17 protein-coding genes and 1 pseudogene are annotated in these 16,963 nt (G+C 64.6%); 16 read left to right on the forward strand and 2 right to left on the reverse strand.

The window, feature by feature from the left end; genetic code table 11:
* Window positions 1-184: 184 nt before the first annotated feature.
* The 4 genes from LZK81_RS06210 to LZK81_RS06225 all read left to right on the forward strand — a co-directional run bounded on the left by LZK81_RS06210 (window position 185) and on the right by LZK81_RS06225 (window position 4,929).
* Window positions 185-2,617 (forward strand): heavy metal translocating P-type ATPase, encoded by a 2,433-nt coding sequence (locus LZK81_RS06210; RefSeq protein WP_233955528.1) that lies wholly within the window; start codon window positions 185-187, stop codon window positions 2,615-2,617.
* Window positions 2,614-3,045, forward strand: coding sequence for a Cu(I)-responsive transcriptional regulator (cueR, locus tag LZK81_RS06215; protein WP_046607700.1), 432 nt, complete (start codon window positions 2,614-2,616; stop codon window positions 3,043-3,045). Before LZK81_RS06210 ends, cueR begins: the two co-directional genes overlap by 4 nt.
* Before the next feature lie 298 nt (window positions 3,046-3,343).
* The gene (locus LZK81_RS06220) at window positions 3,344-3,544 is read left to right on the forward strand and encodes a heavy-metal-associated domain-containing protein (protein WP_046611674.1); all 201 of its coding nucleotides are present in this window, start codon (window positions 3,344-3,346) and stop codon (window positions 3,542-3,544) included.
* Between the two features lie 254 nt (window positions 3,545-3,798).
* A complete protein-coding gene (locus LZK81_RS06225) occupies window positions 3,799-4,929 on the forward strand; it encodes an esterase-like activity of phytase family protein (protein ID WP_233955529.1) in 1,131 nt (376 codons plus the stop codon).
* 77 nt (window positions 4,930-5,006) lie between these two features.
* Here the strand turns inward: LZK81_RS06225 and LZK81_RS06230 are convergent, their stop codons facing one another.
* On the reverse strand, window positions 5,007-5,636 hold the full coding sequence (locus tag LZK81_RS06230) for an outer membrane protein (protein WP_233955530.1): 630 nt from the start codon (window positions 5,634-5,636) through the stop codon (window positions 5,007-5,009).
* 207 nt (window positions 5,637-5,843) lie between these two features.
* Between LZK81_RS06230 and LZK81_RS06235 the strand changes: the two genes are divergently transcribed.
* From LZK81_RS06235 to LZK81_RS06250, 4 genes are all read left to right on the forward strand, one after another.
* Window positions 5,844-7,232 (forward strand): MFS transporter, encoded by a 1,389-nt coding sequence (locus LZK81_RS06235; protein WP_233955532.1) that lies wholly within the window; start codon window positions 5,844-5,846, stop codon window positions 7,230-7,232.
* A gap of 98 nt (window positions 7,233-7,330) precedes the next feature.
* A complete protein-coding gene (locus LZK81_RS06240; protein WP_080952535.1) occupies window positions 7,331-8,791 on the forward strand; it encodes a protein adenylyltransferase SelO in 1,461 nt (486 codons plus the stop codon).
* 265 nt (window positions 8,792-9,056) lie between these two features.
* The gene (locus LZK81_RS06245) at window positions 9,057-9,716 is read left to right on the forward strand and encodes a hypothetical protein (protein WP_233955533.1); all 660 of its coding nucleotides are present in this window, start codon (window positions 9,057-9,059) and stop codon (window positions 9,714-9,716) included.
* A 236-nt stretch (window positions 9,717-9,952) separates the two neighbouring features.
* Window positions 9,953-11,185 (forward strand): DNA-packaging protein, encoded by a 1,233-nt coding sequence (locus LZK81_RS06250; protein WP_233956486.1) that lies wholly within the window; start codon window positions 9,953-9,955, stop codon window positions 11,183-11,185.
* Between the two features lie 28 nt (window positions 11,186-11,213).
* Here LZK81_RS06250 and LZK81_RS29250 read toward each other — a convergent pair whose 3' ends face one another.
* Window positions 11,214-11,339 (reverse strand): hypothetical protein, encoded by a 126-nt coding sequence (locus LZK81_RS29250; protein ID WP_267967571.1) that lies wholly within the window; start codon window positions 11,337-11,339, stop codon window positions 11,214-11,216.
* A gap of 158 nt (window positions 11,340-11,497) precedes the next feature.
* Between LZK81_RS29250 and LZK81_RS06255 the strand changes: the two genes are divergently transcribed.
* The 8 genes and pseudogenes from LZK81_RS06255 to LZK81_RS06290 all read left to right on the forward strand — a co-directional run bounded on the left by LZK81_RS06255 (window position 11,498) and on the right by LZK81_RS06290 (window position 16,928).
* Entirely contained in the window at window positions 11,498-12,118 is a 621-nt protein-coding gene (locus LZK81_RS06255) for a chitinase (protein WP_046607696.1), read from the forward strand.
* A gap of 49 nt (window positions 12,119-12,167) precedes the next feature.
* Entirely contained in the window at window positions 12,168-12,482 is a 315-nt protein-coding gene (locus LZK81_RS06260; protein ID WP_046607695.1) for a Dabb family protein, read from the forward strand.
* 37 nt (window positions 12,483-12,519) lie between these two features.
* Complete coding sequence (locus LZK81_RS06265) at window positions 12,520-13,692, forward strand: phage portal protein (RefSeq protein WP_418936476.1); 1,173 nt, start codon at window positions 12,520-12,522, stop codon at window positions 13,690-13,692.
* Between the two features lie 54 nt (window positions 13,693-13,746).
* Entirely contained in the window at window positions 13,747-14,025 is a 279-nt protein-coding gene (locus LZK81_RS06270) for a CopG family ribbon-helix-helix protein (RefSeq protein WP_233955535.1), read from the forward strand.
* Window positions 14,022-14,327 (forward strand): type II toxin-antitoxin system RelE/ParE family toxin, encoded by a 306-nt coding sequence (locus LZK81_RS06275; RefSeq protein ID WP_233955536.1) that lies wholly within the window; start codon window positions 14,022-14,024, stop codon window positions 14,325-14,327. Before LZK81_RS06270 ends, LZK81_RS06275 begins: the two co-directional genes overlap by 4 nt.
* Before the next feature lie 212 nt (window positions 14,328-14,539).
* Window positions 14,540-14,874: pseudogene (locus tag LZK81_RS06280) on the forward strand (DUF6107 family protein).
* A 210-nt stretch (window positions 14,875-15,084) separates the two neighbouring features.
* Complete coding sequence (locus tag LZK81_RS06285) at window positions 15,085-15,666, forward strand: HK97 family phage prohead protease (RefSeq protein WP_233955537.1); 582 nt, start codon at window positions 15,085-15,087, stop codon at window positions 15,664-15,666.
* Complete coding sequence (locus LZK81_RS06290; protein ID WP_233955538.1) at window positions 15,663-16,928, forward strand: phage major capsid protein; 1,266 nt, start codon at window positions 15,663-15,665, stop codon at window positions 16,926-16,928. The genes LZK81_RS06285 and LZK81_RS06290 overlap by 4 nt, the downstream gene beginning before the upstream one ends.
* The last annotated feature ends 35 nt before the right edge of the window (window positions 16,929-16,963 follow it).

Raw genomic sequence — 16,963 nt, forward strand, 5'->3', positions numbered from 1 at the left:
GTGTGAATTCCGTCTCCGGCGTCGGCAGCCTGAACTGTCGATCTCTTCCCAGGCTTATGTTTTGCCCCCTTGGACCCAGGGGCATTGGGCTATCTTCGATATACCGCCCGAGAATTGCAGATATACCCCTTGACCTTCCCATGATGGGAAGCTCCACATGGGGCGGGAAAGCGAGGTCCGTCCCATGAACCAGACCGTCAAACCGATCCGCAAAGCCGAGCCCTTCACCGTTCCTGTCGAGGGCATGACCTGCGCTTCCTGCGTGCGCCGTGTCGAAAATGCGGCTGCGAAAGTGCCGGGCGTCGAGAAAAGCGCGGTCAACTTCGCGACCAAGAAGCTGACGGTGGAATCGGCCGAGGGCTTCTTGCCGGAGGATCTCGAAAAGGCGATCCGGAAGGTCGGTTACGAGATTCCGCCGGGCGCCATGGACCATGCAATGCGCGAGGCGGGAATGCTGCCGCCGGTCGCCGAGGCTGCGCATGCGGGACACGCGCATCACCACAGCCATTCCGGGCCGCAAAGCCACGAGCACATGGATCACGCCGCCATGGGGCATGACCAGTCGGGCCATGCCGGCGGGCATGACCATATGCATATGCACCAGGGCGAGGAGGGCGTGCTGAAGCGCGACCTGGTGATCGCCTTCGTGCTGACCCTGCCGCTGTTCGTGCTGGAGATGGCGGGCCACGTCTACGATCCGTTCCACCACTGGCTGATGGGCGTGATCGAGACGCAAAACCTTTATTATGTCTATTTCGCGCTGGCGACGGTGGTTGTCTTCGGCCCGGGCTTCCGATTCCTGAAGCTCGGCCTGCCGGCACTCGTGCGCGGCGCGCCGGAGATGAATTCGCTGGTCGCGGTCGGGGTGCTGGCGGCCTATGGTTATTCGCTGGTGACGACATTTGCCCCGGACCTGCTGCCGGAGAGCGCCCGCTTCGTCTATTACGAAGCCGCCACCGTGATCGTCACGCTGATCCTGTTCGGCCGGCTGCTCGAGGCCCGCGCCACCGGCCGCACCGGCGAGGCGATCGAGAAGCTGAGCCGGCTGCAGGCCAAGACCGCCCGCGTCGAACGCGACGGCAAGCTTCTGGACATCCCCGCCGAACAGGTGGTCGCCGGGGACGTGCTGGTGATCCGGCCGGGCGAGCGTATCCCGGTCGACGGCACGGTGATCGACGGCTCCTCGAATGTCGACGAATCGATGATCTCGGGCGAGCCGCTGCCGGTCGAAAAGGCGGCCGGCGCGACCGTGGTCGGCGGCACGATCAACAAGACCGGCGCCTTCCGTTTCCGGGCCGACAAGGTCGGCCGCGATACCATGCTGGCCCAGATCATCCGCATGGTTGAGCAGGCGCAAGGCTCCAAACTGCCGATCCAGGGGCTGGTCGACCGGGTGACCGCCTGGTTCGTGCCGGCGGTGATCTTGGCTGCCGCGCTGACTTTCGCGGTGTGGTTCTTCGTCGGCCCCGAGCCGGCGCTCGCCCATGCGCTGGTCAATGCGGTCGCCGTGCTGATCATCGCCTGCCCCTGCGCCATGGGGCTTGCCGTGCCCACCTCGATCGTCGTCGGCGGCGGTCGCGCGGCCGAACTCGGCGTGCTGTTCCGCAAGGGCGAGGCGCTGCAGGAGCTGCGCAATGTCCAGCTGGTCGTGGTCGACAAGACCGGCACCGTCACCAAGGGCCGGCCGGAGCTGACCGATCTGGTGGCGGCGCAAGGTTTTGCCGGGGACGAGGTGCTGGCGCTCGTCGCCAGCGTCGAGGCGCAGTCGGAACACCCGATCGCCGAGGCGATCGTCAAGGCGGCCGAGGCCAAGGGGCTGACTGTGCCGAAGGCGGAACGCTTCGCGTCGGTGACCGGCTACGGCATCGAGGCGGAGGCGGACGGCCGCAGGATCTCGGTCGGCGCCGACCGGTTCATGGAAAAGCTGGGGCTTTCGGTCGAAACCTTTGCGGAAGCCGCCGCCCGGCTTGGCGACGAGGGCAAGTCACCGCTTTATGCCGCCGTCGACGGCAAGCTGGCCGCCGTGATCGCGGTTGCCGATCCGCTGAAACCCTCGAGCCGCGACGCGATCAAGGCGCTACAGGCGATGGGCATCGAAACGGTGATGGTGACCGGCGACAACCGCCGCACCGCGGAGGCGATCGCAAGACAGGTCGGCATAGACAAGGTCGTTGCCGAGGTCCTGCCGGAAGGCAAGGTGAAGGCGATCCACGAGATGCGGGTCAAGGGGGAGCAGAGCGGGAAAAAGCTCGCCTTCGTCGGCGACGGCATCAACGACGCGCCGGCGCTCGCCGAGGCCGATATCGGCATCGCCATCGGCACCGGCACGGACGTGGCGATCGAAAGCGCCGACGTGGTTCTGGTCGGCGGCGAGCTGTCGGGCGCCGTCTCGGCGATCGCCATGAGCCGCGCGACCATGACCAATATCAAGCAGAATCTGTTCTGGGCCTTCGGTTACAACGTGGCGCTGGTTCCGGTCGCGGCCGGTGTGCTCTACCCCGCCTTCGGCTGGCTGCTGTCGCCGATGATCGCCGCCGGCGCCATGGCGCTGTCGAGCGTCTTCGTGCTCGGCAACGCGCTGCGGCTGAAGACCGTGAAAGTGGGAGAAGCGAGATGAATATCGGCGAGGCTTCCAGCGCGTCCGGCGTTTCGGCCAAGATGATCCGTTATTACGAGGAGATCGGCCTGATCCGCCCGATGGGCCGCACCGGCAACAATTACAGGGTCTATGGTCAGGAGGAAGTGCATATCCTGCGCTTCATCAAGCGCGCCCGCAATCTCGGCTTTTCGCTGGAGGAAACCGAGACGCTTCTGAAACTCTGGCAGGACGAGAGCCGCGAAAGCTCGGCCGTCAAGGAGGTGGCGACCGCCCATATCGGCGATCTCGAACGACGCATCGCCGATATGCAGGGCATGGTCAAGACGCTGAAACACCTCGCCAACTGCTGCGGCGGCGACAACCGCCCCAACTGCCCGATCCTCGATGATCTGGCGGGGGATAGGACGGTGGGGGATGGGGCCGTGGGGAAGAAGATTCGTGCCTGACAATTTTGCGCTGGGGAACGCCCCTCATCCGCCTGCCGGCACCTTCTCCCCGTCTTGACGGGGAGAAGGACGCAAACCGCCCGTTCACCGCTCTTTCCGAGACGAGAGCATGAGAAATACGCCTGCTGCCTTGAGGCCAAGGGAAGCCGGCGCGGCATATGTCCTTCTCCCCGCATGCGGGGAGAAGGTGCCGGCAGGCGGATGAGGGGCATTCCCACGTGACTGACATGCCAGCCACCCACTTGACCTTCCCCCCATGGGAAGCTGCACAACACACCTATCGAACAAGGAGATTCCGATGACTGCGATTTTCACCGTGCCGGACATGACCTGCGGCCATTGCGAAAAGACCGTGCGTGGCGCCCTTGCGGAAGCCCTGCCGGGTGCGGCGGTGGCGATCGATCTGACGGCCAAGACGGTAACCGTCGAAGGCGATGCCGGCAGGGCAGAAGAGGCGATCCGCGAGGCTGGATATTCACCGGAGCGGGTGGTGGCTTGAAGACCGGACAACTGCCCGACATGAGTGTGGGTGCCATGATGAAGCCGGAGCCCGTGGCGGCTCCGTTCCTGTTGAAAGGCGGAAACTCCCGCCGCTCTCCCAATACACCGTCATGAAAAATTCAACATTCTGACGAGCAACCGTTACACGTCCGCAAAGCTCGCGTGGCAGACAAGGGGTGGCCCGCGGGACCGGCTTTCACTCGTGAGGCGGGTCTTCGTTTTCCACCCGCCTCGAATTGCCGGACACCGATCATGCTCAAAGCGCTGTTTTCAACCGTTGCCCTCGCCATCCTCTTCGCGCCCGTTGCCCATGCCGTAGAGCCAGGGGTAACGGTCGTCACCCCTTGCCCGTTCGGCGATTGCAAGGCGGCCATCGGGCTTTCCTTCGTGGGGGAATTTAGCATGCCGACCGGCACGCTGTTCGACGGCGTCGAGTTCGGCGGCCTGTCGGGGCTTGATTACGACCCGGCAAGCAACCGCTATATCGCCATTTCCGACGACCGTTCCGAACGGGCGCCGGCCCGGTTCTACGAGCTTTCGATCGAGGCGAGCGCCGCCGGCATCACCGATGTGAAAGTGGTCAAGACCGTGACCCTGAAGGACAAAAACGGCGAGGCTTTTGCGGCCAAGAGCGTCGATCCGGAATCGATCCGGCTCGGCAAGGACGGCATCTACTGGTCGAGCGAGGGCGACGTGAAGCAGCTCCTGCCGCCCTTCGTGCGGGTCGCCGGCCCGGATGGCGCCTTCCTGCGCGAGTTCGAGCTTCCCAAGGCTTTTATGCCGACCGCCGACAAGTCCGCCGGCATCCGCGACAACCTCGCCTTCGAGGGGCTCGCGACGCTGCCCGGCGGAGACCTGATGCTGGAGGTCGAATCGGCGCTGTTCCAGGACGGCCCGATCTCCGGGCTTAGCCGCGGCACGCTCGCCCGCATGATCCGCTACGACGCGGCAAGCGGCAGGCCGAAGGCCGAATATGTCTATCCGATCGCGCCGATCCCCCAGGCGCCGACCGTCGACAAGGGCTATAACGACAACGGCGCTTCGGAAATCCTAAGCCTGGACGACCACCGCCTCCTGGTGGTCGAGCGCGGTTTTGCGCAAGGCTTTGGAAGTTCGATCAAGGTCTTTATGGTCGATACCGAGGGCGCCACCGATGTCTCGGCCATCCCCTCGCTCGCCAATACCGACGCGGTCATCGTGCCGGTGCGCAAGGCCCAGGTGCTCGACATGCGGGCGATGGGCCTGCAGCCGGACAATATCGAGGCCGTCACCTTCGCCAGGGGCACCGATGGCAACGACCTGCTGATCTTCGCTTCCGACAACAATTTCTCAAAGGAACAGAAGACGCAGTTCATCGCCTTCAAGGTGCTGTCACGCCCCTGAGGACGCCGGCCGGCCCTCGAAATCTTGCTCCACCTTGTCGCAAGGTGGAGCATTGAGACGTGTCTCGAAGCCGCGGCTTAGAACTTCACGCCGATGCCGACGTTGATCACGTGCTGGCTGAAGTCGAAATCGGCGCCTGCGAGGCTGCCGTTGCCGAAGTCGTTGTAGCGGTATTCGAGGCGGCCGAAGATATTGTCGGTGAAGGCGTAATCGACGCCCGCCCCGACCGTCCAGCCGTTGAGCATGTCGTCGTCGTCAAAGCCGCCGCCGTCGATATGGGCGGTGGTGGCCGTCCAGCCGGCTGCCGCGAAGATCAGCGCCCGGTCCATGGCGTAACCGACACGGCCGCGAACCGAACCGGAGAAGCCGGTATCGATGTCTATGCCGCCGGCATAGCTGTTCTCGTTCCAGTCGTAGTTGACGTCGCCTTCGATACCGGCCACGAAACCGCTGGAGAACTGCCAGTTATAGCCGACGAAGCCGCCAAGCCTCCAGCTGTCGAAATCGTCCGAACCGCCGCCGGGGGCATCACCGTCGCCCCAGGCATATCCCGTGTGGGCACCGATATAGGGGCCGTTCCAGGTGAACGCGGCAGGCATTTCGACGGCTTGCGGCGCTTGCGGGATTTGCTCGACGGCGTCGGCTGCATAAGCAACGGAAGAGGCGGTCATGGCGGCCGACGCTGCAAGAATGAAAAGAGCCTTCATGGATATTTTCCTCCGAATGTTGGTGAAAACGCAAATAGGGCGATTTGCTTTGAAAGCTGTAGCTAAAATACAACATCGAAAGAAATCTGCAATTACGCCTTAAGATGCTGAAATTTCGTGATTTTAATTTTTGGCTTTTCCCTTGACCTCAATCGTGGTTGAGGTTGTAGCGTGCCCGGGACTGAAAAACCGGATAAGAGGCAGGGCGTGTTGCAGGACATTGATGTGGGCTGGTCGAGGCTTCTCAAGGGCCGCGAAGGGGCGATGCTGGGGCTGATCTCGGCGGGGATCGGGCTGCATGCCTTCAACCAGTTCGCGATCGTCGCGGCGCTGCCGCCGGCGGCGAAGGAGATCGGCGGCACGGGTTATTTCAGCTGGGCCTATACGCTCTATTTCTTAGGCTCTATCGCCGGCGGCACTGGGGCTGCGGCGATGCGCGACCGGTTCGGCGCGCGCTTCATTCTCCTTCTTTCGGCGCTGGTCTTTGCAGCCGGCGGGCTGCTGGCGCTGTCGGCGCCGGCCTTTTCCTGGATCATGGCTGGGCGCCTGCTGCAGGGCATTGCCGATGGGCTGATCGTGGCGATCTGCTACAGCCTCATCCCCGCCAACTTTCCCTCGGCCCTGATCGCAAAGGTGTTTGCGGTGGAGGCGATCGTCTGGGCGGTGGCGGCGATTGCCGGGCCGCTGGCGGGCGGGCTTCTGACCGAGGCCTATTCCTGGCGGGCGTCGTTTCTGGCCGTCTCACCCTTCGTGGCTCTGCTGGCCGTCTTCGCGCTGACCGCGAAGGTGAGGGTGACCGAGGCGGCGCCGGTACCGCTGTCGGTCGCCACCATTTCGCTCTGCCTTGCGGCCTCCTTCGTCCTGTCGCTGTCGTCGGTGGTGACCGGAGGGGCGATGCAGGCGGTGGCGGTGGTGGCTGGCGCGGGGCTGTTCCTGCCGGCGCTGAAGCTTGATGGGCGGATCGGGCCAAGACTGTTTCCGGAAGGCGCCTTCCGGCTCGGTTCGGTCCTCGGGCACGGGTTCTGGGTGCTGTTCCTGATGTCGGCGAGCCACTCGGTCGGCAGCGTCTATCTGGCGCTGATGATCGACGCCGTCTTCGGTTTCCGGCCGGCGGTGGTCGGTTATCTGGTGGTGACCATGGCGCTCTCCTGGAGTGCGGTGGCCGTGGTCGCGAGCAGGATTACCGCGCTTGCTCCGCGGCATCGGTGGATGCGCGCAGGCGCATTGTTCCAACTGGCCGGTTTCCTCTGCCTCGCCGCCGCGTTCGCGAGCGGCTCGCTGGTGCTGCTGCTTGCGGGCCAGGTGGCAATCGGTACGGGTTTCGGCGTCGCCTGGGCAAGCGTCAACCAGGCGGCGATGGAAGCGGCAGCAAGGCAGGAGCGCGATCTCGCAAGCGCCTTGCTGCCGACGATTTCGACCGCCGGTTACGCGATCGGCGCCGGGATTGCCGGCATGATCGCCGGTGCGACAGGGCTGGTTTCGGCGCTGGAAAACGGCGAGGCCAGCGGGCCGGCGCTGTGGCTCTACGGGACCGCGGCGGCCGGTGCGCTGCTAACCTTCCTCCTCGGTTTCGGGGTGCGGCTGGCCAAGCCTTGAGCGGCGCAACAAAAGCGTATTTCGCTTGTTCGGCGGGACAGATTTCCCATATTTGAAGAAAAGGTCGCCGCATCCCGGCGGTCAAAGGAGTCCTTCCCGTGTTCCAGTTCGACAATTCCTATGCCCGCCTGCCGGACAGGTTTTTCGCCTCCGTCTATCCCGAGCCGGTGGAGGGGCCGAAGCTTCTGAAATTCAACGGGTCGCTGGCAGAGGAGCTGGGCGTCGAGGCGGATTTTTCCGATCCCGCCCGGCTGGCGGCGATTCTTGCCGGCAATGTCGTGCCACCCGGGGCCATGCCGATCGCCATGGCCTATGCCGGCCACCAGTTCGGCAATTTCGTGCCGCAGCTCGGTGATGGTCGGGCGATATTGCTGGGCGAAGTCGTCGACCGCAACGGCAAGCGCCGCGACATCCAGCTGAAGGGTGCCGGGCCAACGCCCTATTCCCGTAGGGGCGACGGGCGCGCGGCTTTGGGGCCGGTTTTACGCGAATATATCGTCTCCGAGGCGATGAACGCGCTCGGCGTGCCGGCGACGCGGGCCTTGGCGGCTGTTGCGACCGGCGAGCAGGTCTATCGCGAAACGGTGGAGCAGGGCGCGGTGTTCGTGCGCGTCGCGGCAAGCCACGTGCGGATCGGCACCTTCCAGTTCTTTGCCGCCCGCGGCGACAATGACGGGATCAAATTGCTCGCCGACTACGTCATCGAGCGGCACTATCCGGAGCTTAAAATCGCGGAAAACCCCTATCTGGCGCTGCTGCAGGGCGTAGCGGCGCGGCAGGCGGATCTGATCGCCCGCTGGATGGGTATCGGTTTCATCCACGGGGTGATGAACACCGACAACATGACGATTTCGGGCGAGACGATCGACTTCGGGCCTTGCGCCTTCCTCGACGAATACGACCCGATGAAGGTGTTTTCCTCGATCGACCAGGGCGGCCGTTATGCCTATCGCAACCAGCCGGGCATCGGCCAGTGGAACGTCGCGCGGCTGGCGGAATGCCTGCTGCCGCTGCTGGACGCCGACGAGGAGAAGGCCGTGGAAGCGGCAAATGCCGTGCTGAAAGCGTTCGGCGAGCGGTTCCAGAAAGAGTGGATCGGCGTTTTCCGGGCAAAAATCGGCCTTACGACCGAGGCTGATGGCGATGGAGACCTGATCCAGGCGCTGCTGGCAGCCATGCACGAGGGGCAGGCGGATTTCACGCTGGCTTTCCGGCGGCTTGCCGATGCGGCGGAGGGCGGGCAAGAGGCGTTTCTGGGTTGCTTTGCCGATCCCGACAAGGCGCAGGCCTGGCTCACCGACTGGCGCGAGCGGTTGACCACGGAGGCACGGTCGGTCGGCGAACTGGCGGCCGCCCTGCGCGCAGTCAACCCGGCGGTCATCCCCCGCAATCACAAGGTCCAGGAGGCCCTTTCGGCCGCCAATTACGGCGATTTCAGCTTCTTCGAACGGTTGCTGGAGGCGCTGGAAAAACCTTTCGAAGAGCGGCCGGAATTCTCAGGCTACATGCACCCCCCGAAGCCTGAGGAGCGGGTGACGCAGACGTTCTGCGGGACGTGACCTCGTCTATAAATTAATTTTTGCTAATTAGGAAAATAGTCCTTGACGGCGTGACGGTTGTTTGGTAGGTTCTAGGCACAGTCGAAGAATTGCGCCGGCGGATAGCCGGTGGCAAGACTTCCAGTCAAATTGGCCCGGTCCCAAAGCCGGGCCTTCTTTTTATCTCGACAATCGGCAGCGGGGATGCGCGGCGACCGGAGACGGACGCGGCGGGATTTTCTGCGCCGAAATTTTGGCCCTCATTTTGGCCCCGGGGATATCCCAGATGGATGAATTCGAGACGTTCGATCCGGCGCTTTTCGGGCTCTGGACGGAGGCGCCGGTCTATGGCGACGCGGTCGTCATGGATGATTCGGCACTGGCCGACGCGGTGCGCGGCGTGCTGCTGGAGATCAAGTCGGCCGAGGGCGCATTCTCTCCCGGCGAGGAGCTGCGGCGGCTCTTGAACGAGATGACCGTCGAGATGCGCGACCAGTTCTCGACCTTCCGGCGGATGCGGACCTCGGCGGAGGCGGCGCTTGAGAACGGCGACGACGCCGCCCAGAAGCTGGCGCGGGCCGACGTGAAGGCCGCGACCGACGCCATGTCGCTGATCGTCCGCACGCTCGAAAAGGTCGACAGCCTGCAACGCCAGCTCGCCCGCGACCGCGACGAGGCCGCCGAGCGCGATGCGGACGAGGGCGGTTATGAGGAGGCCAAGGTCCGCTTCCTGAAAATGATCGAGGATCGCGCCAATGAAAACGCTTATCGGCTTTTCGAAGCATGGAAGCGGGATGGACCGCCTTCCCGGGTTGCCGGGCAGCTTGAGCGCCCGGCCCTCGATCCCTCGGACACAGCGAAAGGCTCTAGCGAAGATCGCGATCAAGGCCTCGAAAGGAGCGTCGCGGTTGAACCGCGGCCTGCGGACGATCACGGCCGCGCGTGAGGAATATCGCGAAGCCATTACGAAAAGCACGGCCTTGAGCGATGCGATCGGGCGGAGCGCCGGGCGCGACGGCAGCTCAATCTCCCCCTTGTGGGGGAGATGTCACCAGAGGTGACAGAGGGGGGTGGCGCCGCGAACTCAACTGTCGAAGAGTGTGCGGATACACCCCCCTCTGCCCTGCCGGGCATCTCCCCCACAAGGGGGAGATCGGCCAGCCGCAGCAGCCCGACACCTCTCTGATCGGCTTCACGCTCCGTCACGAACGCGATTGGGATATAAAGGGCCGTCGCGACCAAAAGCCGCCCTCCGGCGACTGGCGCACCTGGCTGATCATGGGCGGGCGCGGCTCGGGCAAGACGCGGGCCGGCGCCGAGTGGATTCATGGGCTCGCCTCGGCCGGCAGCAGATCGCAGCTCCGGATTGCGCTGGTGGCGGAAACGCTGGGCGATGCCCGTGAGGTGATGATCGACGGGGTTTCCGGCATCTGTCGGGTTGCCCGAAGCAAACGGCCGGATTTCGAGATTTCCCGCCGGAGGCTGGTCTGGCCGAACGGGGCGATCGCGCAGATCTTTTCCTCGGAAGACCCGGAGAGCCTGCGCGGCCCGCAGTTTCATTTCGCCTGGTGCGACGAGCTCGCCAAATGGCGGCATGCGGAGGAAACCTTCGACATGCTGCAGTTCGGGCTGCGGCTCGGGGCCGATCCGCGCCAGCTGGTGACGACCACGCCCCGGCCGGTGCCGATCCTGAAACGGTTGATCGCCGATCCCGGGACACAGCTCGTGAGGATCTCGACCCAGGCCAATGCCGGCAACCTTTCACCCGGCTTCATTTCGGCGCTGGAGGCACGTTACGGAGGAACGAGGCTCGGACGGCAGGAACTGGCCGGCGAACTGATCGAGGACCGCGAGGACGCGCTGTGGAAACGGGCCGACCTGGAGGCCTTCACGATCCGGTTTACCGGGGCGTTGCGGCGCATCGTCGTGGCAGTCGACCCGCCTTCAGGTTCGGGCGAAAACTCCTGCTGCGGCATTGTCGTGGCCGGGCTGGAGCCGAGCGGCCGGGCGGTGGTGCTGGCCGATTGTTCGGTCGAGGGCAAGAGCCCCGCCGGCTGGGCGAACGCGGTGGCGCGCGCTTATGCGCGCTTTCAGGCGGACCGGGTGGTGGCGGAAGTGAACCAGGGCGGCGATATGGTGACGGCGATGCTGAAAAGCGTCGACGCAGGCCTGCCGGTGACGATGGTGCGGGCAACGCGCGGCAAGTTCCTGCGCGCCGAGCCGGTGGCGGCCCTCTACGAACAGGGGCGGGTGGCGCATGCCGGGCGGTTCGCCGAACTCGAAGACCAGATGTGTGATTTCGGCCCGGACGGCCTGTCTTCAGGCCGTTCGCCCGACCGGCTCGATGCGCTGGTCTGGGCGCTGACGGCGCTGATGCTGGAAGGTCATGGAGAGCCGCGCGTGCGAGGTGTTTGAGCGCGGCTCGCCCTTCAGGCGATGATGATCAGCGCGGGGTTGCCGGCTTCGGCTGGGCGCTTTCGCGCATTTGTTTCCATTCGGATTCGATCCGCTCGACGACATGCTGCGGGATCGGCTTGGAAGGGGCGGCCGGTGCGGGCTGCTGCATCATCATGATCTCCTGTTGTTTAGGAAGCGGACATGAACGTCGTGTGGAGACGTTGGTTCCACATCGTTAGAAAAAAGTAAACTGCCGCCTAAGGGCTTAAAACGATTTAGTTTTTCTAAACCGATTGAAATTCCGGGACGCGGTATAGGGGTAAGTCCGACATGGCTCACAACCGGCATGCTTTCTTTGATTTCGCACGGACGAAGCTCTTCAAAGGTCGGTTGATCAGGGGCCAGGTGGAGGGGCTGACGGTGATTCTCGACACTTGGCAGGCGCGGGTCGGCCAAGGTGAGGCACCGTCGCTCGCCTATGTGCTGGCGACCGCCTTTCACGAGACGGCCGCCACCATGCAGCCCGTCCGCGAGACCCTGGCGGCCAGCGACAGGTCGGCGATCGCGCGGCTGGACGAAGCTTTTGCGGCGGGCCGGCTCGGGTCGGTGAAGACGCCCTATTGGCGGCCGGACGCGGAAGGAAAAAGCTGGCTCGGCCGCGGCCTGGTGCAGCTCACTCACAGGCGGAACTACGAGGCGATGTCCGATGTGACCGGGATCGACCTGGTGGCCGATCCGGGCCGGGCGATGGAGATGCCGGTGTCGGTCGCGATCCTGATCGAGGGCATGCGGCGCGGCAGTTTCACCGGCCGGAAGCTCGATGACTATTTCGGGCCGGGGCGAGCCGACTGGGTGGGCGCGCGAAAGATCATCAACGGCAATGACCGGGCGGAACTGGTGGCGCGGCATGCGCGGGTGTTTGGCCAGGCACTGGACAGCAGGTCGCATTGATGCCCGCTGCAGGCCATGATAGCGAGGCCTCCGCATTGCTGGAGGTTCCATGATACGTCACATCGTGTTTTTCACGGCGCATGCCGGCGAGATCGAGCGGGTTCGGGCGGGCCTTTCCCTGCTGACCGGCAACCCGCACGCGCTGACCCTGGAGATCGGCACCAATGTGAAGAGCGACCAGCTTGGCAACGAGGTCGATCTGGTCGTCTATGGCGAGTTCGAGGATGCGGCGGCGCTGGCCGCCTACAAGGCGCATCCGGTCTATCAGGCATCGATCGATATCGTCCGGCCGATCCGCGAGATCCGCATGGCCGCCGATTTCGACAGTGCAGCTGCGGTGAAATCACCCCTGCCGCTTCTCTAAGGCGGGCCTTCGCCCGCGAGCGATAAGGACATCCACCATGAAATCTCCATTCCGGCGCCCGTGGTTTTCCACGGGTGGGCGACGGGCCATGCCTGACATCCAGATGGCCGAGACCAAGACGGCCTCCGGTTTCGCGATCGTCTCCAGCGAGGGGGCGGCGCAGTGGTCGGGGCGGTCCTATGCGGCGCTGGCGCGGGCCGGCTTCATGAAGAACCCGGTCGCCTATCGGGCGGTGCGGATGATCGCCGAAGCCGCCGCAGCCGTGCCCTGGCTTGCCTATGACGGGGCAACGGAGCTGGCCGAACATCCGGTGCTTGCGCTGTTGCAGCGGCCGAACGGCCGGCAGGGCGGGCCTGACTTTTTCGAGGCGCTCTACGGGTACCTGGCGCTTTCCGGCAATGCCTATGTCGAGCCGCTGTCGATCGGCGGGGACCTGCGCGAACTGCATCTGCTCCGGCCCGACCGGGTGAACGTGGTCGAGGGGCGTGACGGCTGGGTGGCGGGCTACGATTATCGCGCCGGCGGCACCACGCGGCGGCTGCCGGCGGAGACGGATGGCATCGCGCTGCTGCATCTGAAGCTGTTTCATCCGCTCGACGACCATTCGGGGTTCCCGCCGCTCGGAGCGGCGGGTGCCGCGCTCGACCTGCACGATGCGGCGGCGAGCTGGAACAAGGCGCTGCTCGACAATTCCGCACGGCCTTCCGGCGCGCTGGTCTACCAGCCGAAGGATGGCGGCAACCTCTCCGCCGACCAGTACGAGCGGCTGAAGGACGAACTGGAGGCGGGCTATTCCGGCGCCGTCAATGCCGGGCGGCCGCTGCTCCTCGAAGGCGGGCTCGACTGGAAAGCGATGGGCCTGTCGCCGAAGGACATGGATTTCATCGAGGCCAAGAACGGGGCTGCCCGCGACATCGCGCTCGCCTTCGGCGTGCCGCCGATGCTGATCGGCATTCCCGGCGACAATACCTATGCCAACTACCAGGAGGCCAACCGCGCCTTCTACCGCCTCACCGTGCTGCCGCTGATCTCCCGCACCGCCGCGAGCTTTTCCGCCTGGCTGTCGGAGGCCTATGACGAGCGGCTGCGGCTGGAACCGGACCTCGACCGGATCGCCGGGCTGAGCGTCGAGCGCGAGGCACTGTGGGCGAGGGTCGGGGCGGCGGCGTTTCTGAGCGACGAGGAGAAGCGCGAGGCGGTGGGGTATTAATCGGGCAAGGCGTGGTGTATTTGTAATACCTTGTATTACAAAATGGAGGCTGTCATGGCCAAGCCCACGCTTTCCGATCCGATCACCCTGCGCCTGCCGCTCGACATCCTCGGGGACATCGAGAAGATCGCCGAGACGGCGGATCGCAGCCGAAGCTGGGTGATCGTGCGGGCGCTGAAAGCCTACCTGACCACCGAGGGAAGCGAGCTTCTGGAAATTGCTGCGGCGCGCCAGGACGTGCGCGACGGCAAGGTCATGGATATGGACGACCTTCTCGACGAACTGGATGGTTTGAATACCGCGGATGAAAAGTCCCGGACCGATGCCGCATGAAGAAAGTCCGCATCTCCACGATGGCTGCGGACTATATCAGGTCAGAGCGAACCTATCTCGCCAGGTTCAGCACTTCGGCGGTGCAGGAGCTGAGCAGGAAATTGCGGAATGCCCAGGCGTTACTGGCGCAGTACCCGGAGATCGGCAAGGTCAAACCGGGCACCAATGGCGTCAGGGTCCTGGTCATTGCGCCCTATCTCATCGAGTACGAAATCGATTCCGACGGCGTGCTGATCCTGATCGTCAGGCACGGCAGGCAGGATGACCGGCCTGATGAGGACGAGGACGTCTACAAGGAGTAGTCTGGGCGGCTCGGCTTTTGCTCAAAGCATCTCTTGCCGCTCACTCAACTTGAGAGCTTGCCGACTCAACCTCTCATTAGGTTGGCCCAACCGATTCTGAACATTCATGGAAACTGGATCCGCTGACCCTGCGTCGAGTGCGGAACGGCTGGTTGCATGGCAGCAGCGCCGTTCGGTCCGTATGCGTGCATCATAAACAAGAGAGATTAAAAATGGCTGATCTCGGAAACGATCCGGGCGCCCTGGCCGGCATATGGGCCGCCAAGGCGGTGGGCGCCACGGCGGGAGCCGGCGTGTCGCTGATCTTCTCCTGCCGAAGAGCCGTCGCGAGGCGGCAAGCCGGTTTCTGACGGGCTTGAGCTGCGGGATGATCTTCGGCGGGCCGACCGGGCTTTGGCTGGTGGAAAGGCTGGGGATCGGCGGGGAGCTTTCCGGCGCGGAAGTGATGCTGACGGGGTCGGCGGCGGCCAGTCTTTGTGCCTGGTGGGTGCTGGGCGCGCTGGCGAGGATCGCTGTCAGATATGGCGGCCGAGGCGGCGGGGCTTAACCTCGGTCTTCGCCCGGAGCCCCCATCCGCCTGCCGGCACCTTCTCCCCGCAAACGGGGAGAAGGAAGTATGACGCGCCGGTTTCCCTCATCTCCGACGCCATTGATATGCCAGGGCGTTGCCGCGTGTTCCTTCTCCCGTGACAACGGGGAGAAGGTGCCGGCAGGCGGATGAGGGGCCAGCTCCAATTCAAACGCTAGGAGAATACCCATGCACGCTTATCGCGGGCCGCGCCCGAACGCGCGCAAATTTGCCAATCTGGAACTCGCAGGCGTCACCGGCGACGGGGTTTTCTCCGGTTATGCCAGCGTCTTCGGCGAGGTCGATCTCGGCAAGGATACGATCGAGCGCGGTGCCTTCCGCAACTGCCTCGTCGAGCGCGGGGCGATGGGGGTGCGGATGCTCTACCAGCATGACCCTTCCGAGCCGATCGGCGCCTGGAGGACGATCCGCGAGGATGCCCGCGGGCTTTATGTCGAGGGCATGCTGTCGCCGGGGGTCGCCCGCTCCCGCGAGGTGCTGGCGCTGATGAAATCGGGCGCACTCGACGGGCTGTCGATCGGGTTTCGCACGGTCAAGGCCCGCACCGACGCCAAGACGGGCGTGCGCAAAATCCTCGAGGCCGATCTCTGGGAAATCTCGGTGGTGACCTTTCCGATGCTGCCATCGGCCCGGGTCTCCAACGTCAAGCATGCGCGGTTCTTCCGCGACAGGGAAACCGAACTCGTCCGCCAGATGCGGCGGGCGGCGAAGATGATGATGAAATCAACCTTCAAAGGAAAAGCGATATGACCGAGCAGGCGAGAACGATGGCAAGCGTGGCGCCCGAGGTGAAAGCCGTGCCGGAAACGGTGACGGCGGCCTTCGACGAATTCATGGAGGCGTTCGAGGCCTTCAAGGAGGTCAACGACCGGCGCCTCGGCGAGATCGAGCAGAAGCTGACCACCGACGTCGTGACCCGCGACAAGATGGACCGCATCAACCGTGCCGTCGACGACCAGAAGAAGGTGCTCGACCAGCTGGTGCTGAAGAAGGCCAGGCCGCAACTTGGCCGCGGCGGTTCGGAGCTTTCGGCCGAGGCTGTGGAGCATAAGGCGGCCTTCGACGCTTATGTGCGTCGTGGCGAGGAGAACGGCCTGCGCGAGCTGGAGGCCAAGGCGTTTTCGGGCGGAACCGGTGCCGACGGCGGTTATCTCGTCCCGCCGGAAATCGACACGGAAATCGGCCGGCGGATTTCGGCGGTCTCGCCGATGCGGGCGCTCTCCACCGTGCGCACCGTGTCTTCCGCGGTGCTGAAGAAGCCGTTCGCGGCGGCCGGGCTTTCGACCGGCTGGGTGGCCGAGACCACGGCGCGGCCGCAGACCAATACGCCGCAGCTCACCGAACTCTCCTTCCCGACCATGGAACTCTATGCGATGCCGGCCGCGACGCAGTCGCTGCTGGACGACTCGGCCGTCGATATCGAGGCCTGGATCGCCGGCGAGGTGGACATCGTGTTTGCCGAGCAGGAGGGCGACGCCTTCATCCGCGGCGACGGCATCAACAAGCCGAAGGGGTTTCTGTCCTATCCGACGGTGGCGGAAGGCTCCTGGAGCTGGGGCAATATCGGCCACATCGCCACCGGCGTTGCGGGCGGCTGGAAATCCACCGGCCCTTCGGACACGCTGATCGAGGTCATCTATGCGCTGAAGGCCGGCCATCGCCAGAACGGCACGTTCATGATGAATCGCAAGGCGCAGGGCGACATCCGCAAGTTCAAGGACGGCGACGGCAACTATCTCTGGCACCCGCCGGTATCGGCCGGCCAGCCGGCCTCGCTGATGGGCTTCCCGATCGCCGAAGCCGAAGAGATGCCCGACGTGGCGGAGAACTCGCTCTCGATCGCGTTCGGCGATTTCCGCTCCGGTTATCTCGTCGTCGACCGCGCGGGCGTGCGCATCCTGCGCGATCCCTATTCGGCAAAGCCCTATGTGCTCTTCTACACCACCAAGCGCGTCGGCGGCGGCGTGCAGAATTTCGAGGCGATCAAGGTGGTGAAGTTTGCGGCGGCCTAGAGGTACGTCTCGTCATCCTTGGGCTCGACCCGAGG

The organism is Neorhizobium galegae (assembly GCF_021391675.1).
In the GTDB taxonomy this organism is placed as follows: Bacteria; Pseudomonadota; Alphaproteobacteria; order Rhizobiales; family Rhizobiaceae; genus Neorhizobium; species Neorhizobium galegae_B.

What these genes read in the sequence shown, in the direction of transcription:
- cueR (WP_046607700.1), top strand. Translation starts at nt 2,614, where the DNA reads ATGAATATCGGCGAGGCTTCCAGCGCGTCCGGCGTTTCGGCCAAGATG.
- LZK81_RS06270 (WP_233955535.1), top strand. Translation starts at nt 13,747, where the DNA reads ATGGCCAAGCCCACGCTTTCCGATCCGATCACCCTGCGCCTGCCGCTC.
- LZK81_RS06285 (WP_233955537.1), top strand. Translation starts at nt 15,085, where the DNA reads ATGCACGCTTATCGCGGGCCGCGCCCGAACGCGCGCAAATTTGCCAAT.
- LZK81_RS06290 (WP_233955538.1), top strand. Translation starts at nt 15,663, where the DNA reads ATGACCGAGCAGGCGAGAACGATGGCAAGCGTGGCGCCCGAGGTGAAA.
- LZK81_RS06225 (WP_233955529.1), top strand. Translation starts at nt 3,799, where the DNA reads ATGCTCAAAGCGCTGTTTTCAACCGTTGCCCTCGCCATCCTCTTCGCG.
- LZK81_RS29250 (WP_267967571.1), bottom strand. Translation starts at nt 11,339, where the DNA reads ATGATGCAGCAGCCCGCACCGGCCGCCCCTTCCAAGCCGATCCCGCAG.
- LZK81_RS06220 (WP_046611674.1), top strand. Translation starts at nt 3,344, where the DNA reads ATGACTGCGATTTTCACCGTGCCGGACATGACCTGCGGCCATTGCGAA.
- LZK81_RS06230 (WP_233955530.1), bottom strand. Translation starts at nt 5,636, where the DNA reads ATGAAGGCTCTTTTCATTCTTGCAGCGTCGGCCGCCATGACCGCCTCT.
- LZK81_RS06210 (WP_233955528.1), top strand. Translation starts at nt 185, where the DNA reads ATGAACCAGACCGTCAAACCGATCCGCAAAGCCGAGCCCTTCACCGTT.
- LZK81_RS06275 (WP_233955536.1), top strand. Translation starts at nt 14,022, where the DNA reads ATGAAGAAAGTCCGCATCTCCACGATGGCTGCGGACTATATCAGGTCA.
- LZK81_RS06255 (WP_046607696.1), top strand. Translation starts at nt 11,498, where the DNA reads ATGGCTCACAACCGGCATGCTTTCTTTGATTTCGCACGGACGAAGCTC.
- LZK81_RS06265 (WP_418936476.1), top strand. Translation starts at nt 12,520, where the DNA reads ATGAAATCTCCATTCCGGCGCCCGTGGTTTTCCACGGGTGGGCGACGG.
- LZK81_RS06245 (WP_233955533.1), top strand. Translation starts at nt 9,057, where the DNA reads ATGGATGAATTCGAGACGTTCGATCCGGCGCTTTTCGGGCTCTGGACG.
- LZK81_RS06260 (WP_046607695.1), top strand. Translation starts at nt 12,168, where the DNA reads ATGATACGTCACATCGTGTTTTTCACGGCGCATGCCGGCGAGATCGAG.